22 protein-coding genes and 2 tRNA genes are annotated in these 26,208 nt (G+C 41.7%); 4 read left to right on the top strand and 20 right to left on the bottom strand.

The annotated features are described in order from the left end of the window. Positions 1-280: 280 nt before the first annotated feature. From lipA to leuS, 12 genes are all read right to left on the bottom strand, one after another. Positions 281-1,246: a lipoyl synthase gene (lipA, locus tag QQJ93_RS09155; protein WP_089122497.1), complete on the bottom strand. Its 966-nt coding sequence runs from the start codon at positions 1,244-1,246 to the stop codon at positions 281-283. A 35-nt stretch (positions 1,247-1,281) separates the two neighbouring features. Further along, entirely contained in the window at positions 1,282-1,974 is a 693-nt protein-coding gene (gene lipB, locus QQJ93_RS09150; RefSeq protein WP_089122498.1) for a lipoyl(octanoyl) transferase LipB, read from the bottom strand. A 204-nt stretch (positions 1,975-2,178) separates the two neighbouring features. After that, on the bottom strand, positions 2,179-2,448 hold the full coding sequence (gene ybeD, locus QQJ93_RS09145) for a DUF493 family protein YbeD (RefSeq protein WP_027697515.1): 270 nt from the start codon (positions 2,446-2,448) through the stop codon (positions 2,179-2,181). A gap of 252 nt (positions 2,449-2,700) precedes the next feature. Further along, positions 2,701-3,888 carry a serine hydrolase gene (locus QQJ93_RS09140; RefSeq protein ID WP_089122499.1) on the bottom strand — a complete coding sequence of 396 codons (1,188 nt, stop codon included), beginning with the start codon at positions 3,886-3,888 and terminating at the stop codon, positions 2,701-2,703. A 146-nt stretch (positions 3,889-4,034) separates the two neighbouring features. Beyond that, positions 4,035-4,820, bottom strand: a complete 786-nt coding sequence (locus QQJ93_RS09135; protein WP_089122500.1) for a septal ring lytic transglycosylase RlpA family protein — start codon at positions 4,818-4,820, stop codon at positions 4,035-4,037. A 4-nt stretch (positions 4,821-4,824) separates the two neighbouring features. Next, entirely contained in the window at positions 4,825-5,949 is a 1,125-nt protein-coding gene (gene rodA / locus QQJ93_RS09130; RefSeq protein ID WP_089122501.1) for a rod shape-determining protein RodA, read from the bottom strand. 1 nt (position 5,950) lies between these two features. Beyond that, positions 5,951-7,852 carry a penicillin-binding protein 2 gene (mrdA, locus tag QQJ93_RS09125; RefSeq protein ID WP_089122502.1) on the bottom strand — a complete coding sequence of 634 codons (1,902 nt, stop codon included), beginning with the start codon at positions 7,850-7,852 and terminating at the stop codon, positions 5,951-5,953. Positions 7,853-7,858: 6 nt separating this feature from the next. Further along, positions 7,859-8,329, bottom strand: a complete 471-nt coding sequence (gene rlmH / locus QQJ93_RS09120; RefSeq protein ID WP_089122503.1) for a 23S rRNA (pseudouridine(1915)-N(3))-methyltransferase RlmH — start codon at positions 8,327-8,329, stop codon at positions 7,859-7,861. Positions 8,330-8,357: 28 nt separating this feature from the next. Further along, positions 8,358-8,675, bottom strand: coding sequence for a ribosome silencing factor (gene rsfS / locus QQJ93_RS09115; RefSeq protein WP_089122504.1), 318 nt, complete (start codon positions 8,673-8,675; stop codon positions 8,358-8,360). Between the two features lie 299 nt (positions 8,676-8,974). After that, on the bottom strand, positions 8,975-10,012 hold the full coding sequence (holA, locus tag QQJ93_RS09110; RefSeq protein ID WP_089122505.1) for a DNA polymerase III subunit delta: 1,038 nt from the start codon (positions 10,010-10,012) through the stop codon (positions 8,975-8,977). A gap of 5 nt (positions 10,013-10,017) precedes the next feature. After that, positions 10,018-10,719, bottom strand: coding sequence for an LPS-assembly lipoprotein LptE (locus QQJ93_RS09105; protein ID WP_284186079.1), 702 nt, complete (start codon positions 10,717-10,719; stop codon positions 10,018-10,020). A 142-nt stretch (positions 10,720-10,861) separates the two neighbouring features. Next, positions 10,862-13,456: a leucine--tRNA ligase gene (leuS, locus tag QQJ93_RS09100; RefSeq protein ID WP_089122506.1), complete on the bottom strand. Its 2,595-nt coding sequence runs from the start codon at positions 13,454-13,456 to the stop codon at positions 10,862-10,864. Positions 13,457-13,595: 139 nt separating this feature from the next. Between leuS and QQJ93_RS09095 the strand changes: the two genes are divergently transcribed. The 3 genes from QQJ93_RS09095 (at position 13,596) to QQJ93_RS09085 (ending at position 16,884) form a co-directional block, all read left to right on the top strand. Beyond that, a complete protein-coding gene (locus tag QQJ93_RS09095) occupies positions 13,596-14,078 on the top strand; it encodes a zinc ribbon-containing protein (RefSeq protein WP_089122507.1) in 483 nt (160 codons plus the stop codon). 248 nt (positions 14,079-14,326) lie between these two features. Then, positions 14,327-15,697: an anaerobic C4-dicarboxylate transporter DcuC gene (dcuC, locus tag QQJ93_RS09090; RefSeq protein WP_089122508.1), complete on the top strand. Its 1,371-nt coding sequence runs from the start codon at positions 14,327-14,329 to the stop codon at positions 15,695-15,697. A 59-nt stretch (positions 15,698-15,756) separates the two neighbouring features. After that, positions 15,757-16,884: a M20 family metallopeptidase gene (locus QQJ93_RS09085; RefSeq protein WP_089122509.1), complete on the top strand. Its 1,128-nt coding sequence runs from the start codon at positions 15,757-15,759 to the stop codon at positions 16,882-16,884. Between the two features lie 417 nt (positions 16,885-17,301). On the opposite strand, the gene lnt is transcribed toward QQJ93_RS09085, so the two are convergent. The 5 genes from lnt to miaB form a co-directional block, all read right to left on the bottom strand. Continuing rightward, a complete protein-coding gene (lnt, locus tag QQJ93_RS09080; RefSeq protein WP_089122510.1) occupies positions 17,302-18,822 on the bottom strand; it encodes an apolipoprotein N-acyltransferase in 1,521 nt (506 codons plus the stop codon). A 39-nt stretch (positions 18,823-18,861) separates the two neighbouring features. Then, a complete protein-coding gene (corC, locus tag QQJ93_RS09075) occupies positions 18,862-19,767 on the bottom strand; it encodes a CNNM family magnesium/cobalt transport protein CorC (protein ID WP_089123553.1) in 906 nt (301 codons plus the stop codon). 208 nt (positions 19,768-19,975) lie between these two features. Beyond that, entirely contained in the window at positions 19,976-20,440 is a 465-nt protein-coding gene (ybeY, locus tag QQJ93_RS09070; protein WP_089122511.1) for an rRNA maturation RNase YbeY, read from the bottom strand. An 8-nt stretch (positions 20,441-20,448) separates the two neighbouring features. Next, positions 20,449-21,567 carry a PhoH family protein gene (locus QQJ93_RS09065; protein ID WP_089122512.1) on the bottom strand — a complete coding sequence of 373 codons (1,119 nt, stop codon included), beginning with the start codon at positions 21,565-21,567 and terminating at the stop codon, positions 20,449-20,451. A gap of 82 nt (positions 21,568-21,649) precedes the next feature. Beyond that, a complete protein-coding gene (gene miaB / locus QQJ93_RS09060) occupies positions 21,650-23,077 on the bottom strand; it encodes a tRNA (N6-isopentenyl adenosine(37)-C2)-methylthiotransferase MiaB (RefSeq protein ID WP_089122513.1) in 1,428 nt (475 codons plus the stop codon). A gap of 281 nt (positions 23,078-23,358) precedes the next feature. Between miaB and QQJ93_RS09055 the strand changes: the two genes are divergently transcribed. After that, a complete protein-coding gene (locus QQJ93_RS09055) occupies positions 23,359-24,540 on the top strand; it encodes a 2-octaprenyl-3-methyl-6-methoxy-1,4-benzoquinol hydroxylase (protein WP_089122514.1) in 1,182 nt (393 codons plus the stop codon). Between the two features lie 98 nt (positions 24,541-24,638). On the opposite strand, the gene QQJ93_RS09050 is transcribed toward QQJ93_RS09055, so the two are convergent. The 3 genes from QQJ93_RS09050 to QQJ93_RS09040 all read right to left on the bottom strand — a co-directional run bounded on the left by QQJ93_RS09050 (position 24,639) and on the right by QQJ93_RS09040 (position 26,159). Further along, positions 24,639-25,676 (bottom strand): lactonase family protein, encoded by a 1,038-nt coding sequence (locus QQJ93_RS09050; protein ID WP_089122515.1) that lies wholly within the window; start codon positions 25,674-25,676, stop codon positions 24,639-24,641. A gap of 181 nt (positions 25,677-25,857) precedes the next feature. Further along, positions 25,858-25,942: transfer RNA gene (locus QQJ93_RS09045), tRNA-Leu, on the bottom strand. A 142-nt stretch (positions 25,943-26,084) separates the two neighbouring features. Next, positions 26,085-26,159, bottom strand: a tRNA-Gln gene (locus tag QQJ93_RS09040). Positions 26,160-26,208: the final 49 nt, after the last annotated feature.

Genomic DNA, 26,208 nt, shown 5'->3' with positions numbered 1-26,208 from the left:
GAGAGCGCTGAGCTTCGAGTTGCGAGAAAAAGCGCAAGAAGACTGGTAGTTTAAAATTCAACTTTTGCTCTTGAAATTCTCTATAGTTCAAAATAAAAAAGATCGTGGATTCCACCACGATCTTTTTTATGCTTCTCTCGAAACTCGAAACTCGAAACTCGAAACTCGAAACTCGAAACTCGAAACTCGAAACTCGAAACTCGAAACTCGAAACTCGAAACCCAGCGACTCTCTTTCGAGCCACGAGCAGCGAAGCGCCCGAAGACCGAGCCCCGTTGATTTATTTAATCTCAATCCCTTGCGCTTGCATATCCGCATGGTACGAAGAACGAACAAACGGTCCACATGCCGCGTGGGTAAAGCCTAGTTCTAGAGCAATTTCTTTTAGTTCATCAAACTCAGATGGTGGTACATAGCGTTCAACCGGTAAGTGGTGACGGCTAGGTGCTAAGTATTGCCCTAGTGTCAGCATAGTTACGCCGTGAGCACGTAAATCTTTTAGTACTTCGACTATCTCTTCTTTAGTTTCACCCAAGCCCATCATTAAGCCAGACTTGGTTGGAATATGCGGATGCTGTTCTTTAAATTTCTGTAGGAGTTGTAAAGACCATTTGTAATTCGCACCAGGGCGAGCTCGGCGATATAGGCGAGGCGCAGTTTCTAGGTTGTGGTTGAATACATCGGGTGGATTGTCTTTCATTAATTCTAATGCCACATCCATACGACCACGAAAATCAGGTACTAACGTTTCAATTTTAATATTTGGATTTTTTTCACGAATCGCTTTATTACACTCAGCAAAGTGTTGTGCGCCACCATCACGTAGATCATCACGGTCAACGGAGGTGATTACCACGTATTTTAGCTTCATATCAGAAATAGTTTGTGCGAGCTTTTGTGGCTCATTCGCTTCAGGTGCGTTAGGGCGTCCATGTGCTACATCACAGAAAGGGCAGCGGCGAGTACAAATAGCCCCTAAGATCATAAAGGTTGCTGTACCATGATTAAAGCATTCTGCAAGGTTAGGGCAAGATGCTTCTTCACAAACTGAGTGAAGATCATTTTTACGCATCGCGGCTTTAATATCTTGAATGCGCTGACTATCAGCAGGCAGTTTTATTTTCATCCATTCCGGCTTGCGTAAGATCTCCGTCTTTTCTACTGCAACCGTCTTGGTTGGAATTAGTGCCATTTTATCAGCGTCACGATACTTAACGCCTTTTTCCATTTGGATTGGTTTACTCATAACTTCCTACTTACTTTTTAAAGCGGGTGCTGATTTCAGCGGCTTTCTGTCGTAACGTCAACTTGAGTGTATTCAAGTTGCTGAGTGATTTTTTCGATTAACACAGACTCGACGGTGGCAACAGAGCCAGGACCGTTGACGTCTTTCACTTGTATCATTTCCATGCCAGCATACCCACAAGGATTAATGCGCAAAAATGGTGATAAATCCATATTGACGTTTAAGGCTAGGCCATGAAAAGAACATCCTTTACGAATACGTAAACCTAATGAGCAGATTTTACGCTGTTCAACATACACACCTGGAGCATCTGGTCGTGCCGCTGACGTGATGCCAAAGTCATTGAGGGTGGCAATGACGATATTTTCGATATTTGTCACCAGTTCACGTACACCGATATTTTTGCGGCGCAAGTTTATCATAAAGTAAGCGATAATTTGCCCTGGCCCATGATAGGTTACTTGACCGCCACGGTCACTCTGAACCACTGGAATATCACCAGTATTTAATAAATGTTCAACTTTTCCAGCTTGTCCTTGGGTGAAGACTGGATTGTGTTCAACTAGCCAAACTTCATCAATTGTTTGAGCATCTCTTTGGTCAGTAAATTGATGCATCGCTTGCCAAACAGGAAGGTAATCTTGACGACCGAGCTGTCTAATCACAACATGATTTGGCGACGCAGTAGTGGACTCTAATATCTCGGCCTGAGCTGATTGACTATCCATGTGAAAAATCCTAACGCAGAGTGATATGTAGTGAAGGAGGCTAAAACTGGATCAGCTAACGATTATAAACCTCTTTAGTGCTGGTAACTACTCACTTGCAGTAAGGGTATAGCGGTTTGTTGTCGTTATTTGAACTGATCCAACTTAAAACTATCGGTTTATAAAAAAGCGATTTATAAAACATTCTCTTTATAAAAAGAAGAGTTATAAAACCATACGTACGATTTCAATTTCACCAAGTTCTTTATATAAAGTTTCAACTTGCTCAATTGAAGTAGCAGTAATGGTTACTGATACTGAGTTGTAAGTACCTTTACCACTTGGTTTGACACTTGGAGAGTAATCACCAGGTGCGTGTTTTTGGATAACACTTAAAACAAGATCCGGTAATTCTGGTTTCGCATAGCCCATAACTTTGTAGGTAAATTGGCATGGGAATTCAAGTAAATCTTTTAGTTTTGGTTGCTCTTGCATACCGTGCTCCTGAAAAGGGAAGATGCGATAAAGCGTGAATAGTAATGGGATTGACGGAGGATCTCAACTATCACTACCTATCGATATTATCTAGTTTATGCAGTTTTGTTTTTAGGGAGAATATTGAATACTAGTAATGTAAGTAAAATTAATAATTTATCGTATAGAAATTATGAGAATTAAAAAAACAAAAAAGCCGCAATGAAAGCGGCTTTTGATGTCAGTTAACTCTATTTACTCGTTGTAAGTAACTTAGAACCAGCTCTTAAATAGTAGAACAATGTAATCGATTAAGCGGCTGAAAATACCACCTTCTTTAACATCTTCTTGAGCAACAAGTGGGTACTCAGCTACGTCTTTACCATTTAATTGGTAGAACAGTTTACCAACTACTTCACCTTTGTTGATAGGGGCTTTAAGCTCTTTATCTAACACAAAGCTAGCCGCTAGGTTTTTCGCTTGGCCACGAGGTACAGTAACAAAAGTATCTTCTTGTACACCTAAAGAGATTTCGCTCTTATCGCCCATCCAAATTTTTTCTTTAACAAACTCTTCGCTCGCTTTGTGTGGCGCAACCGTTTCAAAGAAGCGGAAGCCAAAGTTTAGAAGCTTTTTGCTCTCGGCTTTACGAGCATTTTCACTCTTAGTACCCATAACGACAGACACTAGACGCATATCACCTTCAGTTGCAGAGGTCACTAAGTTATAACCTGCACCGCTTGTATGGCCAGTTTTAATACCATCTACGTTCATGCTTTTATCCCACAATAGACCATTACGGTTGTATTGCGTAATACCATTGTAAGTAAATGATTTTTGAGCGTAGAGTTTGTACTCTTCCGGTACATCACGAATTAATGCAGCACCTAAAATAGCAAAGTCGTGGGCGGTCGAGTAGTGCTCATCATTGTCCAAGCCGTGAACGTTCACAAAGTGAGAGTTCACCATGCCAATTTTTTGTGCCCATTGATTCATTAAATCAACAAATGAATCTTCAGACCCTGCAATGTGCTCTGCCATCGCAACACAAGCATCGTTACCTGAAGTGACGATAATACCTTGGTTCAATTCATCAACAGTTACGGTTTTGCCTACTTCAATGAACATTTTTGAAGAATCAGGGAAGTTTTTTGCCCAAGCTTTTTCGCTGATCACAACTTCATCAGAACGTGAAATGCTACCCGATTTAAGTTCTTGCCCAATTACATAGCTGGTTAGCATTTTAGTTAAGCTCGCAGGGTGGCGACGCTCATCCATATTTTTCTCAGCTAAGATTTTGCCTGAGTGGTAATCCATTAACACAAAGCTTTGTGCTGCAATTTCTGGTGCATTAGGCACTACGATAGGATCGGATGCAGAAGCATTCAATGAAATCAAAGATGCGGAAAGTGCTAATGAAGGAATTAGCAAAGATGTTAGATATTTAGCCGTATTTTTCATGAGATAAATGCTATCAATATTTTAGTGGAAGTAAATTTTTCGTATTCTAACAGAAACTTTTCTAGAAATCAGATATGGATCAAAGTCTACGAAATTAGAAATGTCGTTTAACCGTTATACGATAAAGAGCTAAAGCTTGGTTTATTCTATTTACGTGTTCGGTGCTTCATAAAGGCGGATTGGTAGCCGCTTTGTTGAAGTTTGCGAAGTACTTCATTTGCTTTGCTTTGATCTTTCCAAGGCCCAAGCATAATACGATTAATACTGCTTGAACTTTCGACACTGTATTGTGATGCGTACTTTTGACCAAGATTTTTCGCTAAAGTTCGTGCTTTTTCAGAATCAGAAACCGCGGCGACTTGGATCAGGTATTCTTGCTTTGAATAAGCGTGATCTACTTTGCTTTTGGGAACTGTTATGTAGTCAATTTTGACTGGAGCGGTGCCAGCTTGATAGACACCGAGTTTGTAAGCTGCGGCGTAACTTAAATCAATAATACGCCCGTCATGGAAAGGCCCACGGTCGTTAACTCGAACGATAGCGGTTTTACCATTTGCGGTATTAGTGACTTTTACATAGCTAGGAATAGGCAAGGTTTTGTGCGCCGCTGACATGGAATACATATCGTACACTTCGCCGTTTGACGTCAAATGGCCATGAAATTTCTTACCGTACCATGAGGCATAGCCTGATTGAGTAAAGTTTTTGGTGTCTTTAACGATTTTATAATCTTTACCACGTAGGGTGTAGTCACGGTTGCCACCTCGACTAAAAGGTTCATAACGAGGATGAGCATCTTCTACATTGGCGACAGAAATCGGGGCTTCAGGAGCAACATCATCAGATAGTTTGTATCGTTCATCTGGAGACGATGAGCAACCCGCTAAAAGAGCAAAAGCCATCCATAGGCCATAACGGTAATATTTTTTCATCAATTTAATTCGCCTTTGAAAGCATTTTTCTGTGAGTGTGAATTGACATTAAAATACCGAAGCCAACCAACAGAGTTATCATGGAGGTACCGCCGTAGCTGATCAGCGGTAAAGGTACACCAACGACAGGTAAAATACCGCTTACCATGCCAATATTTACAAAAACATAAACAAAAAAGCTAAGTACAACACTACCTGCCATCATTCGACCGAAAGCGGTTTGAGCTTGTGTCGCTAAATATAAACCACGTGCAATGATAAATAAGTACACTGAGAGCAAGAATGTTACGCCGATAATACCCCATTCTTCCGCGATAACTGCAAAGATAAAGTCAGTATGTCGCTCTGGAACAAATTCAAGTTGAGATTGGGTTCCATGCAGCCAGCCTTTGCCTGTCAAGCCGCCAGAGCCAATCGCGATTTTACTTTGAATAATATGGTAACCCGCTCCGAGTGGATCAGATTCTGGATCAAATAATGTTCTCACCCGAGTTTTTTGGTATTCGTGCATTAAAAAGAACCAGAGGATTGGAATGAATCCACCGATAGCGGCAGCGGCGGCAATGATAATTCTCCAACGAATACCTGCTAAGAAAATAACGAAAATACCTGAAGCTGCGATTAGTATTGATGTCCCTAAGTCTGGTTGTTTCGCAATTAAAATAGTCGGCAAGCAGACCAATATTAATGAAACCACTAAGGTTCGAAATGTTGGTGGTAGAGGTTGTTTGCCTATATATCTTGCAATCATTAAAGGCACAACTAACTTCAAAATTTCAGATGGCTGAAAGCGTGGGCCAAAGCCTAGGCTTAGCCATCGTTGAGCACCTTTAGAGGTTTCCCCAAAAAATAATACACCGAGAAGTAAAATGATTCCGATGCAGTATAAGCTTGGAGCTAATGACTCCATTGTTCTAGGTTTTACTTGGGCGACAGCAAACATGACAGTTAGAGATAGCAGCATCCTCATGGCTTGTTTATCCATCATTTCATAGCTTTGCCCACTGGCGCTATACATGACAACTAGGCCAATCCCCATTAATAATAAGATACCAAGTAGTAGAGGCAGGTCGATATGCAGTCGTTCGAAGAATGAACGGTTTTGCCCTGTGGCAGGATCCATTTTCATACTACTTTTTATCCTCTTTATCCGTATCATTTGGTGATTCAACGAGTACATGGTCAAAGATTTCACGGGCGATTGGACCACCTACGCCAGAACCACCACCGGCATTTTCAAGAACCATGGCGACGATAAGTTTAGGATCTTCCAATGGTGCGAAGCCCATTAATAAGGCGTGATCGCGTAAGTGTTCAGCAACCTCATCAGCATTATATTTCTCACCTTCCTTTAACCCATAGACTTGTGCGGTCCCTGATTTGACGGCAGCTTCATACTTTGCGCCATAGAATGAGCGGCGTGCTGTACCTCGTGATCCTGTAGCAACCAAGTGCATACCTTCTTTGGCGATTTCCCAATCTGAATCTTTAACCCCTTTAATGGTTGGGAATGTTTTTATTGGGCTTAATACTGGTTTTTGATTAGGTTCAGCTTTGTCGATAGTAGCCCGTAGGAGGTGAGGTGCTCGCACTTTGCCGTGTGAAACTAAAACCGATAATGCTTTGGCTATTTGCATTGGTGTTGCTGTCCAATAACCCTGTCCAATTCCGACAGGTATAGTATCACCTTGATACCAAGGAGTGCGGTGACGAGCCATTTTCCAGTCACGAGTAGGCATATTTGCGCTGCTTTCTTCGTGTAAATCAATTCCGGTATATTCACCAAAACCAAATTTATTCATCCATTTAGAGAGGCGATCGATGCCTAAATCAAATGCGATTTGGTAGTAAAAGGTATCAACCGATTCTTCAATTGATTTTTTCACATCAACCACACCATGTCCCCAGCGGCTCCAGTCTCGATAACCTTTATGGCTTCGTGCGTGCGGAATATACCAAATTCCCGGATCATTACGGGTGGTTTTAGTGGTGATCACACCTTCGGTTAATGCTGATACCGCAATAAAGGGTTTAACCGTCGAAGCGGGTGGATAGATACCTAAAGTTGCTCGGTTGACGAGTGGGCGGTTTGGATCATTCAATAACTTATTATAGGCCTTGCCACTGATGCCATGAACAAAAGCATTTGGATCATAGCTTGGGCTGGATACCATTGCTAAAACTCCATTATCAGCTGGATCGAGAATAATGATCGAGCCTCGTCGGTCATCCATTAACTTATAAGCGTATTGTTGTAGGTTAATATCTAAGTTCAGAACAATATCTTTACCTGGGATCGGTGGCACGTATTTTAGGGTGCGAATGATACGACCCCGGCTATTGACCTCTACCTCCTGATAACCAGATGTGCCGTGTAAAACATCTTCGTAATAACGTTCGATACCTAATTTACCAATATCACGAGTCGCTTGATAATTTGAGACTTTATCTTCTTCGGTTAAACGTAATATATCGCGATCATTGATACGAGAAACATACCCTAAAACATGAGTTAACACTGAACCGTATGGGTAGTAACGTTTTAATACGGCGGTGATCTCTACCCCTGGAAACTTATATTGGTCGACAGAAAATTTTGCCACTTGCTCGTTAGTTAACTGGGTTAGTAATGGAACGGGCTTGTAGTGTCTAATATGCAGTCGCTCTTTTTGGAAGGCGGCAACTTGCTCATCAGTAATGGGTAAAATTTTACGCAGCTCTTCGATAGTCTTATCGATATCCGGAACTTTCTCTGGCGTAATCTCAAGGTTATATACCGGACGGTTAGATGCCAGTAATTTACCATTACGATCGTAAATAAGACCACGATTGGGCGCGATCGGGACTATTTTAATACGGTTATCGTTTGAACGAGTTTTATAGTCTTGATACTGTTCGACTTGAATGTAATAAAGGTTGGCTAGCAAAATACCAACCAACATAATGATGCCTATAAACGCAACAATTGAGCGTCGTGCGAACAATTTAGCTTCAGCAGTGTAATCGCGTATTTGGCTACGTCTACGTCTCATTCTTTATTATTCTCGGTGGTACGGGTGATTAGCTGTGACGCTCCAAGCTCGGTACAGGCTTTCTGCCATAATGACGCGAACCATTGGGTGTGGCAAAGTCAGTGGTGAAAGAGACCAACTTTGATCGGCAGCCGCTTTACACGCTGGAGCAAGCCCTTCTGGTCCACCAATTAAAATCGATACATCACGGCCATCTAATTTCCAAGCATCGAGTTGAGAAGCCAATTGACCGGTATCCCAACGTTTTCCTGGAATGTCTAATGTTATAATGCGATTTCCTTTAGGTACAGCGGCTAGCATCGCTTCGCCTTCTTTTTGCAAAATTCTTGCAATATCGGCATTTTTACCACGTTTTCCGGCTGGAATTTCGACTAAATCAAACGGCATATCACTTGGAAAGCGACGCTGATATTCGTAAAAGCCGTCTTCGACCCATTTAGGCATCTTGGTTCCGACTGCAATAAGTTGAATTTTCACTTACTGGCTCCAACAGTGTGGTGGGGGATTAACCCCACAATTTTTCCAATTGGTATAAATCGCGAGATGATTCTTGCATGATATGAACCATGACAGATCCCATATCTACCACGACCCATTCGCCTTCTTCTTCACCATCAATACCTAAAGCTTCAATGCCGGCGATTTTCGCTTCTTTCGCAACATTATCTGCAATTGAAGCAACGTGGCGCTTTGAAGTGCCAGTACATACGATCATGTAGTCAGTTACACTTGATTTACCTTTAACATCAAGAGTGATGATGTTTTCAGCTTTCATGTCATCTGCTTTATCAGCAAGAAAATCTTTTAACTCATTCAGTTGCAAAGTATTGCCTCTTTAATATGGTATTTAATGGTACTTCTTAATGGTAAGGGGAAATACCGGGTTTGGAAAGAAACCACTAAATTGAAAGTTTAGTGGGTGGTTAAATAACCTGAACTTTGGATAATTTAAGCCTCACAGCACATCTCTTTTTGCGCCTAACGTCGTTAAAATCAACGCAATAGACTAGCTATTGACTTATGATTTTGCCTAGTTATTCATCAAAAATAGATGCACTGTAATAATGAATTACTAATTTATTGATATACATGTTTAATTGACTTTCTTATCCAGAGTTCAGGTTAAATAGGTTGTTCTAAACGAGATAGCGCCGCTGTCGGTTGGCATAGTTCGATTGATAACTGGCTAAGCTTTGGCCAAGGTTCTTGATCAAACGTTGTTTTGACAGACAATTCTAATTGGCACAACAGATGAACCTGTTTTTGTAAAAACGCTAAGTTTAATCGTTGCAGTGCCGATGTATAGAGCGGGCGCTTGTTTTGCCAGATTCGATGTTGGTCAAATATTTTGCCGAGTACTGCGCCATGATCAAAAGCTTGTCTCATTTCGATGAGCAGGAAGAGCTCTTTTTGTATAGTACGCAGCAATATGATCGCTTCTTGGCCTTCTGCTTGCAATTGGCGCAAGATTCGCTGGGCTCGTTTAGCTTGCCCAGCAAGAAGAGCATCGGTCCATTGAAAAGGAGTAAAGTGGTTGTGTCGACTCAGTGATGACTCTACTCTTGGCAAAGTCAGGTTGCCGTCTGGGTACAATAGCGCCAATTTTTCTAAGCTTTGCGCTAGTGCCAGTAAATTACCTTCGTGCCATTGAGCCAGCATTTGTACGGCTTCTGCATCGGGTGTGAGTTTTAATTTACGACAACGGTGCTGAACAAACTGTGGTAACAGACGTAGCTCAGGGCTATTACAGCTGACTAATAGACCATTTTGGTGTAATGCTTTAAACCACTTGGTATTTTCTTGAGCACGCGATAGTTTATTACCAATCACGACCAATAAAATGTCAGGATTAAGCATGCCTGCTAAGTTAACCAACTCTTTGGCACTTGCGGCAGTAACACCTGTTTCTGGTATTTCTAACTCAATGATTTGTTGGTTGGAAAATAGGCTTAATGCCTGACAGCAGTCAAATATCTGATTCCAGTCAACTTGCTTATCCAGAGTAAACCGCTGTTTATCTAAGAAGCCTTTCTCTTTAGCATGTTTATATAGTAGATCTTTGCTTTCTTGTAGCAATAAAGGCTCATTCCCCATAAATAAATAAATAGGGAAGGATTTTCGTTCAAGATTTTCAGCCAGCTTATCGGCAAATATACGCATTGTTATTATGGCGTTTCAGTTTGAGAGTCGTTGGTGACTGAGCCATCACTATCGTTTGATACTTCATTCGTCGATATGGTTTGCTCTACGCCTTCGTCAATAGTGGTGGTTTCTAGTTGATTTTCAGTACCATCAATATCGGTTGGGAAGTCTTGTAATTCATCACTTCCAGCCGGCGTCACCACTAATTGGGCTTTTAAGCGTGCCATTTGGCGTATAATTTGCTCAGCGGCTTGTTCGCGCATTTCTTTAACTATCAGATCTCGTTCAACCGACTTAGCCAATGCCGCTAATGGGTTATCTAAATAGCTACGAGTAATATTGACGTTAAAAGTTTTCTTGTCATAACCCGGAACCGATACTTGGTAAGAAACACGATAAGATAATTCATATTCCGCCGCTCGTGAGTTTTGGTACAAGGATAAAGTTCGGCCATTATCACTGTCATCATTGGCGGTTTCACGAACTAGGTGTAGGTTAGTGATGTTGGCACCTGGTGAAACAACATCAACACCATTAAGACGTAATTGATTTTTCACATCACGGGTGATTTGGTTGTAAGAGTCAAAGCTGGTGACGGAAATAGTTGAAACTTCTTCGGGTAATAGGTAGTTACCTCTGAAGTGGAAACCACATGCACTGGTCATCATGGCAAGACCTAAAATGGCAAGAAGACGAACGCGAGAGCGAGAAAACAAATGTGCCACTAAGGATCACCTCTATCTAATTAGTTGGTTTTATTTAATGTTTATCTTATAAGTTCTTGAGATAAAAACCCATAAGATAAACATAAGCGTAAATGGACTTATGCCCATTTACGCCTCGTTTAGTATTGTCGTTAAACTGAATTTAGTTTGCGACTATATTCAATAGTTTTCCTGGAACATAAATGACTTTACGTACAGTCAAACCGTCGGTGAACTTAGTCACGTTCTCATCACTTAAGCCCATCGCTTCAATATCATCTTTGCTAATATCCGCAGGAACCGTTAGTTTCGCGCGTAGCTTGCCATTAACCTGAACGATGATGAGTTTTTCATCTTCTACTAACGCTTTTTCATCAAATGTCGGCCACTCACAGCTATCGACATCAGATTCACCTAAAGCGTTCCATAATTCATGACAAATATGAGGAGTGATAGGGTAGAGCATACGAACCACAGCTTTTAATGCTTCATCAAGGATAGCTCGATCTTGTACGCTTTCTTGTGAAGCTTTACCAAGTTTATTCATTAATTCCATGATGGCAGCAATCGCGGTATTAAATGTCTGACGACGGCCAACATCATCACTTACTTTAGCAATAGTTTTATGAACATCACGACGCAGTGCTTTTTGATCGCCAGTTAACGCAGCAACATCTAAGGCTTCAACGTCACCTTTAGAAGTATGCTCACCAACTAGTTTCCATACACGACGTAAGAAGCGGTTTGCACCTTCTACACCTGATTCTTGCCACTCCAGCGTCATATCAGCAGGTGAAGCAAACATCATGAATAAACGAACGGTATCTGCGCCGTATTTATCCACCATTTCTTGCGGATCGATACCATTGTTTTTCGACTTAGACATTTTGATCATGCCTGAGTGTTCAACGTTACGACCTTGGTTATCAACCGCTTTTTCAATACGACCTTTACCATCACGCTCAACCGTTACATCTGTTGGGGCGATCCACTCTTTTGTGCCTTTCTCGTTGGTGTGGTAGAAAGCATCGGCGAGTACCATGCCTTGACAAAGCAGTTGCTTGAACGGCTCATCAGAAGTGACATAACCTGCATCGCGTAATAATTTGTGGAAGAAACGTGAGTATAATAGGTGCATACAAGCATGTTCGATACCACCGACATATTGATCAACAGGTAGCCAGTAGTTGGCTTTTTCTGGGTCGAGAATGTCATCGGCTTGTGGAGAGCAGTAACGTGCATAGTACCAAGAGGATTCCATGAAGGTATCGAAAGTATCTGTTTCACGTAATGCATGTTCGCCATTGAAAGTGGTTTCTGCCCAAGCTTTGTCGGCTTTAATTGGGCTAGTTACGCCATCCATTACCACATCTTCAGGTAGGATAACCGGAAGTTGGTCAGCAGGAACAGGATGTACTTCACCATCATCAGTGGTCACCATTGGAATTGGCGCACCCCAGTAACGTTGGCGAGATACCCCCCAGTCACGTAGACGGAAGTTTACGGTTTTCTTGCCTTTACCTTCAGATTCTAGCTTGGCTGCGATTGCATCAAAGGCATCTTGGAAATCAAGACCATCAAATTCACCAGAGTTGAATAGCTTACCTTTTTCAGTGTAAGCAGCATCGCTAACATCTGGTTGGTTACCTTCTTCATTAAGAATAACAGCTCCGATGTTTAGACCGTATTTAGTAGCAAATTCAAAGTCACGTTGATCGTGAGCAGGAACCGCCATTACCGCACCTGTGCCATAATCCATTAATACGAAGTTCGCTACATAAACAGGCACTTCTTTGCCGTTTAATGGGTGAATAGCAGTTAGGCCAGTATCCATGCCTTTCTTTTCCATTGTTGCTAATTCAGCTTCAGCAACTTTGGTGTTTTTGCACTCTTCACAGAAAGCGGCAAGTTCAGGGTTATTTTGTGCTGCAATAGTTGCAAGTGGGTGGCCAGCAGCGATACCAACATAAGTCACACCCATTAGCGTGTCAGGACGCGTGGTATACACTTCTAGATCCGCTTGACCGTTAACTTTAAAGGTTAATTCAACACCTTCAGAGCGGCCAATCCAGTTGCGCTGCATGGTTTTAACCATCTCAGGCCAGCCGTCTAAGTTATCAAGATCGTCAAGTAGCTCTTGTGCGTATTCAGTAATTTTAATAAACCACTGTGGAATTTCTTTTTGTTCAACTGGAGTATCACAACGCCAGCAGCAACCATCTTCTACTTGTTCGTTGGCGAGAACGGTCATGTCATTAGGACACCAGTTCACAGAAGAGGTTTTTTTGTAAACTAGGCCTTTTTCATACAGCTTAGTAAAGAACTCTTGCTCCCAACGGTAGTATTCAGGAGTACAAGTCGCAAACTCACGATTCCAGTCATAACCAAAGCCTAATAGTTTAAGCTGGTTTTTCATGTATTCGATGTTTTCGTAAGTCCATGGTGCTGGTGCAGTTTTATTTTTTACTGCAGCATTTTCAGCCGGTAGGCCAAACGCATCCCAACCAATAGGTTGCATGACGTTTTTACCTTGTAGACGTTGATAGCGAGAAACTACATCACCGATAGTGTAATTACGAACGTGCCCCATGTGCAGGCGGCCACTTGGGTAAGGGAACATAGACAAACAGTAGAATTTTTCTTTGTTTGGATCTTCTGTTACTTCAAATATTTTGCTGTCATCCCAGTGTTGTTGAACCTTTGGCTCAATATCTTGAGGATTATAATGTTCTGATAATTTCACTTTATGCTCTTGCATCGATGATATCCGGTAATCGTAGATTTGTGAGATCGGTTAAAACCGATAATACTTGATCAGCATAGAATACCTTAAAGGGGTTGCGCACAACAATAGGCAATGTGACCCTGTAGTTAACTAGATGGTTAAGGAGAGCAATATGTCAAAGCGTAATCAAGATTATAAAAAGTTGTTAGAAGAGATTATTGATAACTTAAAGCATACACCGGAAGAGTTAAATAAAGCGCTCGATACACCAAAAAAGATGTGGCAAGCGACTAAGGATATGACTAAAGATGAGTACGAACTTATTAGTCGATACGTGAAATCGGATCTTAAAGAGTTTGCGGAAAATTATGAAAAAGACAAAGAAGCGATAGCGAATGACCCATTTAGAGACGTCATTGCCGAATCTATTTGGCAAGGTTTACTTGATATTACTGATAAAACACAAATCGAGTGGATGGAAGTATTTCAAGATATTGAGCATAAAGGACTCTATGAAGTTGGTGATGTGATTGGGCTGGGCGCTTTAGTATGTGAAAAATGTGGCCACAGGCAAGAATATAGTCACCCACGCGAAATCACCCCTTGTATCCAATGTGGTAATGGAGCCTTTACTCGCGTTCCTTTAAAACCGTAGTGTCATGGTAAAAGTGTCTTTATATGCGATAAATCAATAAATATGTGTTGAGGCACCCAAATTCAGCGCTACAAGCCTAAAAATTGATAGAGATTAATATTTGTTGTGATGCCTTTTGGTAATTTCCTGCAACCAAAATTACTAAAAATTTGAAGTTTTGTACCCAACTAACTTCAAGGTGTGAGTTTTACAAGATCTTGAAGCCACTTGGGTATATAAAAACTTCTAAAAGATAAAGGCAAACATTTATGTTAGAACTATTAGTTGGTCTGGTTGTGACCATTGCGGTGGGCTATTTTATTGTAAAAGGTTATAAACCTACTGGTGTACTATTAACCGCCGGTACATTATTGCTATTGTTAGCAAAACCATTAGGTCATTCAGTATTACCAGAAGGGATGGAGTCAACGGGTAGCTTTTTTACTGATGCGCTGTTTTTCTTAAAAAATACTTTGCAAGGTTATAATGGCGGTTTAGGGCTACAAATTATGTTGTTATGTGGTTTTGCTTCTTACATGACACATATTGGTGCTAACAATATTGTTGTGAAGCAGTTTTCTAAACCTTTATCTTTTATCAAGTCACCTTATGTTCTTTTGGTGGCAGCTTATATTGTTGCATGCTTAATGTCACTTGCGGTAAGTTCAGCTACTGGGCTTGGTGTGCTGTTAATGGCGACATTATTCCCAATGATGACTGCAATGGGGATTTCTCGTCCAGCAGCCGTCGCAGTATGTGCCTCTCCTGCCGCAATTATCTTATCTCCAACTTCTGGTGATGTGGTTATTGCCGCACAGAAATCTGGTATTCCTCTGCATGTTTTTGCGGTTGAAACGGTATTACCAGTATCTATTTCAGCAATTATCGTAATGGCTATTGCTGCTTTCTTCTGGAACAAGTACCTAGACAAGAAAGACAATACGCCAATGGAAAAAGTCGATATTTCTCATATTGATACAAGTGCGCCAGCTTATTATTCTATTTTACCATTTCTACCAATTGTGGGCGTGTTCTTATTTAATGGAGAAACCATCCCAGGTATGACGCTAGATATTTATACTATTGTGGTACTTTCTATCTTTATTGGTGCTGTGGTGCATTACGTTTCTAATCGTTTTGATGGCAAAAAAGCGGTAGAAGATTTAGAAGTATGTTACCAAGGTATGGCCGATGCGTTTAAAGGCGTGGTAATGCTATTGGTTGGTGCTGGTTTGTTTGCTCAAGGCTTAATGTCGGTTGGTGCGATTGATGCGTTACTTGGTCTTGCGGATAACGCAGGTGCAGGTGCAGTGGCATTGATGTTACTTCTTACGGCTATTACAGTTGCTGCTTCTATTGCAACGGGTTCAGGTAATGCATCATTTTATGCATTTGTTGAATTAGCACCATCTCTTGCTGCTAAAATGGGTATCAACCCTGCATTCTTAATTATTCCAATGCTACAAGCTTCCAATTTAGGTCGTACGATTTCTCCAGTTTCGGGGGTTATTGTTGCTACCTCAGGTATGGGACAAGTAAGCCCATTTGATGTCGTTAAACGTACTTTTGTGCCGGTTATTTGTGGTCTGGCAACGGTGATTATAGGGACTGTGTTCTTAGTACCAATGATGGCAGCTTAATAATAAATTGATTTTCAAAAGCTCACAGGTTTGTGGGCTTTTATTTTTTAGGAGCGTTTATGTCTCACTCATTTGATCTTAAAACTTATATCCAACAGTTAGAAACATTAGTTAATGTTGATTGCGGTACTCGTACTCCACAAGGTGTGGCTAAAATTGCCGACATTCTAACTCCGATGTTTGAACAAATTGGCTTTACGGTGGTTCGTCACCATATTGATGATAAGGCCGGCCCATGTTTGGAAATTACCAATAAGCCAGAGGCGGAACAATACGATGTGATGTTGAGTGGTCACATGGACACGGTTTTCCCTGAAGGTACTGTCGCACAACGACCATTAACTTTTGATGAAGAAAAGATTTATGGCCCAGGCACCTCAGATATGAAATCAGGCATCTTAAGTGCTTGGTATGCGCTGCAACAACTGACCGATGAAGAAAAAAATAATCTTGCAATACTCGTGGCGTTAAACTGCGATGAAGAAATTGGTTCTATGTATTCTCGTCCATGGATTGAAGCTATGGCGAGAAAGAGTAAACGAGTATTGGTGTGTGAAGCCGCTCGAGTTAGCGGTAATTTAATTCGCTCACGTAAAGGGAATGCTAAATATGAATTAGTGTTTAAAGGAGTGGCTTCTCACGCCGGTTCTGCACTGCAAGATGGTGTATCAGCGATTTATGAGTTGAGCCACTGGTCGCTAGCGATTAAAGATCTGGTTAACCTTGAAACGGGCACTACTATGAATGTTGGTATTATCGAAGGTGGCCTTGCGGTGAACGTTGTGCCAGATTACGCCAAAGCGACGGTTGACCTTCGTTTCTGGAATAATGAAGAAGCAGAATCGATTGATGCTAAGCTGCGTAAAATGGCGAACACACCGTTTGAAAAAGGCGCAAGTGTTGAGGTGAATCGCTTGGCGTTTAAACCATCAATGCAGCCAACTGATGCCACTGAAGAAATGATTAAGCTTGTCAGTGAAAAAGCGGACGCACTAGGTATTCAATATGGTTGGGAAGATGCTGGTGGCGGCTCTGATGGTAACTTTACGGCTAATGTCGGTACGCCAACGTTAGATGGTTTTGGTCCAATGGGTGCTGGTTTCCATTCTGACAAAGAATACCTACTGATTGATTCGATCAAACCTCGTATTGATTTATTAGCCAGTGTTTTAAAAAGCTTTGCTTAATATACCCAAGTAACGTCAAGGTGCATGTTTCAGCAAGAATAAAACAAGTTTTAGGCAAGGCAAATTGAAGATGATCATAGTTATTCTATCTCTGTTCAATTTAACGCAGCATAAAGCTTGTTTTAACTTGCCCTTGGGGAGCTTCATCCAAACCTTTATACAGCGTCAGATTGGTTTGAAAGGTACCTACATTCCTTCGACAATCTTCCTTGCCTAAAGGCTTGGATGATAGCTCTGAATTCTGCATATTGAAGTCACTTGGGTATATATTCAAGTCATTTGAATATAATACCAACCACACTGATAAGTGATATGTCTTTGTTGATAAAAAAGGTTGATAAAAAAGCCGCATAAGTTTAGTGACTTGTGCGACTTTATTGTTGTTTATTAATCTACTTTTTTGATCAGAGCGTATTTCTATTTATTCGCTTTTCTTTGTTGAAACCAAATAGCAAATAATCCCAGGGTACACCATAAGTACAACAACCAAGATCCTAGTGTTCTATAAGGCGTATTGCCTGATGTTGAGGTCACTTCGGCTTTTAATACTTCCGTTTGGAACTGTGGTACTTGTTGCGTAATGCGGCCTTTGTAATCGGTGACAGCAGTTACACCGTTGTTGGTGGCACGGATAAGCGGCTTACCAAGCTCTAGGGCTCGCATACGCGCAATTTCCATATGTTGTAGTGGACCAATCGAATGGCCAAACCAAGCATCATTAGAAAGCGTTAAGATGAAGTCTGTATCAGGGGTAACATTTTGACGTACTTGCTCGCTGAAAATGATCTCATAGCATAAAGCGGCGACTAAGTGACGACCATTGGCTATGAGGTTTGGTTGGATGAAATCACCGCGCTGGAATGATGACATTGGTAAATTAAAGAAAGGTGCGATAGGGCGCAGTAAGTCACCAAATGGTACAAACTCACCAAAAGGTAATAAATGGTGTTTGCTATAGCGTTTAGCCGTGTCGTAATCGTACGGGCCTAAACCATTTTGGCCGAGCGTCAGAACGTTGTTATAAAAGTGTCCCATATCATCTTGTGATAGCACACCAGTAATTAAAGCGCTGTTATTGGCTTTTGCTGCGGTATCTAAATTATGTAAAAATGCTGGTAAATCAGATTCTAAAGCAGGAATTGCTGCTTCAGGCCAAATGATAATATCGGTGCCCCAATTGTCTCGGCTGATATCGGTGTATTTCATCAAGGTAGGCCAGCGATGGCTAGGCACCCACTTCATTTTTTGATCAATATTGCCTTGGATAAGTGCAAATGAAGTTTTGGTAGAAGGATCAGGCTTGACCCATGAAATTTGATTTAAAGCAAAAGCGACCACGAAAACAGCAGTAGGTACCGCTAAGTAAGCCCACTTTTTTGTTATGGTGATTAAGGCAAAACTACCAGCAAGAATCCATAGCATGAGGGTAATCGCTTCAACACCAGAGATCGGCGCATAGGCATTTAGCGGGCTATCAATTTGGCTGTATCCTAACCATAGCCATGGAAAGCCTGTCATTACCCAGCCGCGCAACCAGTCGGTAATGAGCCAAATGATGGGAGCAGCAATGACTAAACGCTGAGCATTTATTTTCGGGAAAAAACGGTTGAGCAAGCCACCAAACAGAGCAGGGTAGAGTGCTAAATAAGCCACCAGTACACTCATTAGGGTCACGCTGGCAATTTTAGGCATGCCACCAAAAGTATCAATACTGACATGTACCCAATTGATACCCGTGCCAAATTGGCCTAAGCCCCAAGCAAAGGCAATCCAAAAGCCAAATTTAGCGGATTGTTTATTAAGGAGTAGTAGTAAAATGAAAGGGCTTAAAATAGCAATTGGCCAGTAAGAAAATGGCGCAAACGCAAGGGTAGTTGTTGCGCCAATAAAAGCGGCCAATAAAGGCCGCCCAATGCGCTGAATCCAAATTGTTTTCATAGGTTCAGATTGCTTTCGTAGGTTAGTGAGGCTTCGCTGCTAATCGTTACTTTCAGGCTCGATATTAGTTTCTGAGTTGGTTGGAATCGTGACTTGTAGCTGAATCACCTTACGGTTGTCTGCTGCCGTCACTTTAAAGTTGTAGCCATCAAGTTCAACCACTTCACCACGTTCTGGTAGATGGCCAAAGGTTAGAGTGACAAGTCCACCAATAGTATCGACTTCTTCATCACTGAAATTAGTGTTAAAGGCATCGTTGAAATCATCAATATCGGTCAATGCACGAACTGAGAAGGTATGCTTGCTGAGTTGGCGAATATCGGCGGCTTCTTCATCGTCGAATTCATCTTCGATTTCACCTACGATTTCTTCGAGAATATCCTCGATGGTGACAAGACCAGAAACGCCACCAAACTCATCTACCACAATTGCCATGTGGTAACGCTCTTCACGGAATTCCTTTAGTAGACGGTCGACTCGTTTACTCTCCGGTACAACAACCGCAGGGCGTACCACTTCATTTAATATGAATTCAGTACTGTCTGATACCAAGTAACGTAATAAATCCTTGGCAAGTAAAATACCTTCGATATGGTCTTTGTCTTCATTAATCACAGGGTAACGAGAGTGAGTCGCGTCAATGATTAAGGTAGCTAAAGAATCTAGGTCATAGTCACGGCTAATGGTGACCATTTGCGAGCGTGGGATCATAATATCACGCACTCGCATTTCCGATATTTCCATCACTCCTTCGAGCATATCTCGTGTGTCAGGATCGATAAGATCATTCTCTTCTGAATCACGAAATACTTCGACAAGCTCTTGACGATCTTTAGGATCACCTTGAAATAAGTGAGCTAGGCGTTCGAAGAAGGATTTTCTACTGGGACCTTCTGATTTATCATTATTGCCTTCATTATGTGAAGGCGAGGTACTGTCGTTCATGTCTACTCTTTCGTTAACGCTATCAAAAGCGGATAGCTCGCGATATCCTTCGTACTTGAAGTAGCAGCTTTGTTGACGGCGCTCATTCACCCCAATCATTTAGGCAAGCTAAACTCATGAGGCCTCATTCACTTGTCGCCTCACTGCAACTTCAATTACCTTGGATATAGTTATTCAATTATATTAATCAAAATAAGTAACGGTGCACCTATTCTTTTTCAGAAATGTACGGGTCATCAAATCCGAGCTTTTGCATGATTTCGGTTTCAATGCTTTCCATTTCTTCAGCTTCTTCATCTTCAATATGGTCATAACCTAGCAGATGAAGACTACCGTGTACAACCATATGCGCCCAATGTGCTGACAGTGGCTTATCTTGCTCTTTTGCTTCCGCTTCAACCACTTGCTTACAAATAATGAGATCACCAAGTAAGTCGATTTCGATACCTGGAGGCGCTTCAAAAGGGAATGATAGCACGTTAGTTGGCTTATCTTTGCCTCGGTAATCACGATTTAATTGTTGGCTTTCTTCATTTTCAACAATGCGAATAGTGACTTCAGCTTGAGGTTGAAATAAGGTAATAGCCGATTCCAGCCATTGTTGTAATTGGGCCTCAGTAGGAAGCCCTGTCGTTTCTTCGACTGCAATTTGAAGATCGAGTTCAATAGCCATAGTTTGTATTATTCCGCATCTTGCTCTTGTTGAGGACTTGCTTGCTGAGGATTAGCAGCTGAAAATAACGCTGCTGCTTGAGCTTCACGCTGTTCTCTTTCTTCTCGGCGACGCTTTTCTATCGCTTTTTTTTCTTTTTGATCTTGAGCTTCCCATTTCTCATACGCGTTAACGATACGAGCAACGACAGGGTGACGAACTACGTCATCGGCTAGGAAGAAATTAAAGCTAATGTCTTCTACTTCTGACAGCACTTCGATGGCATGACGCAAGCCTGAGCGAGCCCCACGAGGTAAATCGATTTGAGTAACGTCGCCTGTAATTACTGCTCGTGAGTTAAAGCCGATACGGGTTAGGAACATTTTCATTTGTTCGACGGTAGTATTTTGGCTCTCATCAAGAATGATAAAGGCATCATTTAAAGTACGACCACGCATATAAGCAAGGGGGGCTACTTCAATAACGTTACGTTCAATTAACTTTTCAACGCGTTCAAAGCCTAGCATTTCAAATAAGGCATCATAAAGTGGACGTAAATATGGGTCCACTTTCTGGCTGAGATCCCCTGGTAAGAAACCGAGTTTTTCACCTGCCTCTACGGCTGGGCGAGTTAATAGAATACGACGAATCTCTTGACGCTCTAATGCATCAACGGCTGCAGCAACCGCAAGATAGGTTTTACCTGTACCGGCAGGGCCTATACCAAAACTAATATCATGAGTAACCATGTTGACTAGGTATTGACCTTGATTTGGCGTACGAGGCTTGATCACGCCTTTTTTCGTTTTGATGAAGACTTCTTTGCCGTATTCCATCGGTTGTTCTTGGTGTTGCTCAAGAATGCCGGATTCTTTTACCGCGAGATGAATTTGCTCGGGCTCTAGATCAGGAATCGTTCCACGTACAGGGGCCGTGTCGACATACAAATCTTTGATTATATCTAACGCAGCAGCGGCAGTATGAGGCTTGCCGGTGATTGTGAAAAAGTTGCTGCGGTGGTTAATTTCAACGCCTAAACGACGTTCAAGATGTTTGATATTGTCATCAAACGGGCCACAAAGGCTCGAAAGTCTGTGGTTATCGGAAGGTTCTAGGTTTACTTCAAGCGTTACGATTTTATTGCTCACGTTTTCCCTCGCTATAAGCGGTTCGTGCTTTTTATATCAGCCATTCGAACCGCTTTATTAAACTTATCTTTTTAAGATGGTGTTAGGGCGTGAAAGTAACAACCCCTAATTCATCTTCTTTGCGTGTTTTTTTCATCATTTCAGCCGGAGATACCGCTGAGCGTAAGCCCATTTCAGCTTCAGTACGAATTAATGTACCACGAAGTGAATTAGGGTGAACTTCAGTAATATGAACGTCAACAAATTGACCAATTAAGTCTGCTGAACCTTCAAAGTTAACGACTCGGTTGTTTTCTGTACGGCCACGTAATTCCATCAAGTTTCTTTTCGATGGCCCTTCAACAAGAATGCGTTGTTCAGTATCAAGCATTAAGCGAGAGTATCGCATAGCTTGTGCATTGATTTGTTGTTGGAGTTCATACAATCTTTCTTTCTTCTCTGATTCTGACACATCGCATGGGTAGTCTGCTGCTGGTGTACCTGGGCGAGGAGAGAAAATAAAGCTAAAACTCATGTCAAAATCAACATCTTTGATAAGCTTCATTGTATCTTCAAAATCTTTCTTCGATTCACCAGGGAAGCCAACAATAAAATCAGAGCTGATTTGGATGTCAGGACGAGCTTTACGTAGCTTGCGAATAATCGATTTATACTCAAGGCCAGTGTGTGGACGCTTCATCATGGTAAGAATGCGATCTGAGCCACTTTGTACTGGTAGGTGTAAGAAACTCACCAATTCTGGAGTATCTTCGTATACTGCAATGATGTCATCACCAAACTCTAATGGGTGGCTTGTAGTAAAACGAATGCGGTCGATACCATCAATAGACGCCACTAAGCGTAACAATTCAGCAAAAGTACAGGTATCATCGCCATCGTGCATCGGGCCACGGTACGCATTAACGTTTTGACCTAGTAGGTTTACTTCACGTACACCTTGTTCGGCAAGCTGGGCGATTTCAAATAATACATCGTCCATTGGGCGGCTCACTTCTTCACCACGAGTATAAGGCACTACGCAGTAAGTACAGTATTTAGAGCAGCCTTCCATGATCGAAACGAATGCAGTCGCACCGTCAGCACGAGGTTCAGGTAAGCTGTCGAATTTTTCGATCTCTGGGAATGAAATATCCATCACAGGGCCAGTGTTGGCTTGTGATTGTTTGATCATCTCAGGTAGACGGTGAAGGGTTTGTGGGCCAAAGATAACATCAACAAACGGCGCACGTTGGCGGATGTGGTCGCCTTCTTGGGTAGCCACACAACCACCCACACCAATAACCACACCTTCCTTTTTGTCTTTTAGTGTTTTCCAACGACCAAGCTGGTGGAAAACTTTCTCTTGTGCTTTTTCACGAATCGAACATGTATTGAGTAATAATACATCTGCTTCCGCTGGATCTTCGGTTAGCTCATATCCATTTGCGGCATTAAGTAGGTCGGCCATTTTCGATGAATCGTATTCGTTCATCTGACAGCCCCAAGTTTTAATTAGCAGTTTCTTACTCATTTCACATTCGCTCGTATTAAATCAGTGTTGGGTTGAGCTTTTGCTCATCGTTATGCTAGTTGAGTGCCGTTTTAAATCAGGCTTAAATCTAGCAAGCCGCGTATTGTACTGGTTTAAATCCAACCTGACTAGATCTTAGAGTGTACAAAGCCTTGATTGAATTATAGCCATATTTTCAGTAAGGAAATGTTCTTGCTGAAAACTGAATAATTTGAGGTACATGGCTGAAAAATTTGCAAGGTAGAGTAGAATGCTCACAAGATATTTTTTTGAGGTTTGTTATGTCTAAGTTTGATGTGGTGATCATTGGTGGTGGGATGGTTGGAGCCGCTCTAGCAGTTGGGCTCGCGAAGCAAAAAAAGACGGTTGCTTTGGTTGAAGGTAAACCTCCATTGCCATTTGCACCATCACAGCCAATGGATCTACGAGTGTCTGCTATTTCAAAAGCCTCGGTTGATCTTCTAAGCCAGCTTGGTGCTTGGCAGTCAGTAGAAGATAAACGTGTTACGCCATATTTGGGGCTCGAAACTTGGGAACATCCTGAATGTCGTACTCGATTTCATGCTCATGATATTAATCTCGATAAACTCGGCTATATGGTTGAAAACCGCCTATTACAATTAGGTTTGTGGGAGCAATTTGATGCTTACCCTAATTTAACTATTATGTGCCCAAATAGCTTAGACAGATTAGAGTTTCTGACTGAATCAACCAAAGTTTACTTGGACTCTGGTGAATGTTTAGAAGCTTTATGGGTTGTGGGTGCAGATGGTGCCAACTCCAAAGTACGTCAACAGGCGAATATCGGAATTACGGCATGGGATTATCGCCAACGCTGCATGTTGATTAATGTTGCGTTACCTGATTTAGTTGATGGCAGTCAACGTGATGTGACATGGCAATGGTTTACTCCTTCAGGCCCTCGTTCGTTCTTACCGTTAGCTAAGACTAGTGATGGTGTTCAGCAAGGATCATTGGTGTGGTATGACAGCTCTAAACGCATTAAACAATTGCAATCTTTATCACCGGAAGCTTTACGCCAAGAAGTACTGACGCATTTCCCTAAAGAACTTGGTGATGTTACGGTGCTTCAAGCCGGATCTTTCCCTCTTACTCGTCGCCATGCGCAACAATATTTTGCGAATCGTTGTGTATTGGTTGGTGATTCAGCTCATACGATTAATCCATTAGCAGGGCAGGGCGTTAACTTAGGTTTTAAAGATGTCGCGGTTCTGCTGGATACCATTGCCGATAAAGGGCTCGACTCTGAACAGGCTTTTGTCGATTATCAAAAGCAAAGGCGTACGGATAATCTATTGATGCAAAGTGGAATGGATTTCTTCTATAAGACGTTCAGTAATGATATTCCTCCCCTAAAACTACTTAGAAATGTCGCTTTAAAAGCGGCCGAGCATTCTGGTGAAATCAAGAAACAAGTGCTCAAGTATGCTCTAGGGTTATAAATCTCTTAGAAATGTATGCAGCTTGCGAAATGGCAAGCTGCTACTAAAATTTATCTCGTATCTCGTATCTCGTATCTCGTATCTCGTATCCTGTATGATCAGATAAATTTCACACAGGTGGGTGAGGGGATGTTATGTCTGATATTTGTATCTTGCAGTTCACCCGTTTGGTTATCACGCTTGAACACAACAAGATTATTACTTAGTTGGTTCGCTATTACTAACCAATTGCCATCATCTGAAATCGCAAAATCACGGGCGAATTCACCACCACAATTTATCGAAAATTGGTGAGCGCATTCACCACTTTGTCCATCAAACTCAAAACATGCAATTAAGTTCTGGCGTCTTCCTGTCACATACACAAATCGTTCATCTGGCGAGAATTTAATTGCGCCTGCTGCTTGGCCGTTTTCGGTATTAGGCAAAGCTGATTGAGATCGTAATACTTGCCATTTATTTTGTACCTTATGCAAGGTGATTAATTGCTCTGATATTTCGCATAACACCAAGCCGAAAGTTTCATCTTTAGTGAAAACTGCATGTCTAGGACCACTTTCATTAGCTAGAGCTATGTTATACGAATGTGCTACAGAGAATGTGTTTGTTGATGGCTCTAAAGGAAAGAAACGCAAGCTGTCACAACCGAGATCAACCGTAACTAGTGTATTGCTTAGTGGTAGGAAAGTGGCTTGATGGGCGTGAGATTCAAATTCTTCCGAATTCGTAAAAGATTGGCTGTCTATCGTTTGAGTATATTGCTCGATAGTGCCTAGACTATTACAGGAAAAAATATCGACATGACCTGTACCATATTGCGCAGTCGCAATGAATTGTAGTGTTGATGAATGCTCAATGTAGCAGGGCTTACTACCACATATAGGTTGTTTAGATAACAGTAAAGGAGCTCCATTCGTCAGTTGATATTGGCAAACGACGGGAGCCTGTGTTTCTAATACTTCGGATACGACACTCAATTGATGGTTTGAGTAATCGAAGTAGGATGGATGCTTTAGTTCTATATTAAGTGGTTCAATATTAAGCTTACTCGTCCGAGTGTTTAACTCTGCTCGATAAAGACCATTCTGATCGTCTTGATGACTATAACCACTGATGATAAGAGATAACTCTGTCATATTTCTTCCTACTTTATATACAGTTACGGTTATCTTGCTGAAACTCGCATCTTGAGGTTACTTGGGTATAAAGAATAAAGAAACGAAAATTGAGAAGTGAAAAGTGATGTGGATTACAAAGTTAGAAAAGTTATCAATTTAAAAACGACAAAGCCCACAATGAAGTGGGCTTTGAAGATAATGGTGCGGACGGAGAGACTTGAACTCTCACACCTTGCGGCGCCAGAACCTAAATCTGGTGCGTCTACCAATTCCGCCACGTCCGCATGTTCGTGTTTGAGAGTAGTGCTCTCAATTTTCTCGATAAAAAAAGCAAGCTGATTGGTTAAGCTTGCTTTTCGAGATGTACTTCAATTTTTTGAAGTACATTCCTAGTAACTAGAAAACTAGGGACTAGGAACTATTATATGGCTGGGCTACCTGGATTCGAACCAGGGAATGCCGGCATCAAAAGCCGGTGCCTTACCGCTTGGCGATAGCCCAACTGAATAATGGTGCGGTCGGAGAGACTTGAACTCTCACACCTTGCGGC

Source organism: Vibrio algivorus, assembly GCF_030161215.1.
Classification (GTDB): domain Bacteria; phylum Pseudomonadota; class Gammaproteobacteria; order Enterobacterales; family Vibrionaceae; genus Vibrio; species Vibrio algivorus.
This window is presented reverse-complemented; position numbering and strand designations above follow the sequence as displayed.

Coding starts and splice junctions, on each gene's coding strand:
- lipA (WP_089122497.1), bottom strand. CDS start 1,246: ATGAGTAAACCAATCCAAATGGAAAAAGGCGTTAAGTATCGTGACGCT.
- lipB (WP_089122498.1), bottom strand. CDS start 1,974: ATGGATAGTCAATCAGCTCAGGCCGAGATATTAGAGTCCACTACTGCG.
- ybeD (WP_027697515.1), bottom strand. CDS start 2,448: ATGCAAGAGCAACCAAAACTAAAAGATTTACTTGAATTCCCATGCCAA.
- QQJ93_RS09140 (WP_089122499.1), bottom strand. CDS start 3,888: ATGAAAAATACGGCTAAATATCTAACATCTTTGCTAATTCCTTCATTA.
- QQJ93_RS09135 (WP_089122500.1), bottom strand. CDS start 4,820: ATGAAAAAATATTACCGTTATGGCCTATGGATGGCTTTTGCTCTTTTA.
- rodA (WP_089122501.1), bottom strand. CDS start 5,949: ATGAAAATGGATCCTGCCACAGGGCAAAACCGTTCATTCTTCGAACGA.
- mrdA (WP_089122502.1), bottom strand. CDS start 7,852: ATGAGACGTAGACGTAGCCAAATACGCGATTACACTGCTGAAGCTAAA.
- holA (WP_089122505.1), bottom strand. CDS start 10,012: ATGCGTATATTTGCCGATAAGCTGGCTGAAAATCTTGAACGAAAATCC.
- leuS (WP_089122506.1), bottom strand. CDS start 13,456: ATGCAAGAGCATAAAGTGAAATTATCAGAACATTATAATCCTCAAGAT.
- QQJ93_RS09095 (WP_089122507.1), top strand. CDS start 13,596: ATGTCAAAGCGTAATCAAGATTATAAAAAGTTGTTAGAAGAGATTATT.
- dcuC (WP_089122508.1), top strand. CDS start 14,327: ATGTTAGAACTATTAGTTGGTCTGGTTGTGACCATTGCGGTGGGCTAT.
- QQJ93_RS09085 (WP_089122509.1), top strand. CDS start 15,757: ATGTCTCACTCATTTGATCTTAAAACTTATATCCAACAGTTAGAAACA.
- lnt (WP_089122510.1), bottom strand. CDS start 18,822: ATGAAAACAATTTGGATTCAGCGCATTGGGCGGCCTTTATTGGCCGCT.
- corC (WP_089123553.1), bottom strand. CDS start 19,767: ATGAACGACAGTACCTCGCCTTCACATAATGAAGGCAATAATGATAAA.
- ybeY (WP_089122511.1), bottom strand. CDS start 20,440: ATGGCTATTGAACTCGATCTTCAAATTGCAGTCGAAGAAACGACAGGG.
- miaB (WP_089122513.1), bottom strand. CDS start 23,077: ATGAGTAAGAAACTGCTAATTAAAACTTGGGGCTGTCAGATGAACGAA.
- QQJ93_RS09055 (WP_089122514.1), top strand. CDS start 23,359: ATGTCTAAGTTTGATGTGGTGATCATTGGTGGTGGGATGGTTGGAGCC.
- QQJ93_RS09050 (WP_089122515.1), bottom strand. CDS start 25,676: ATGACAGAGTTATCTCTTATCATCAGTGGTTATAGTCATCAAGACGAT.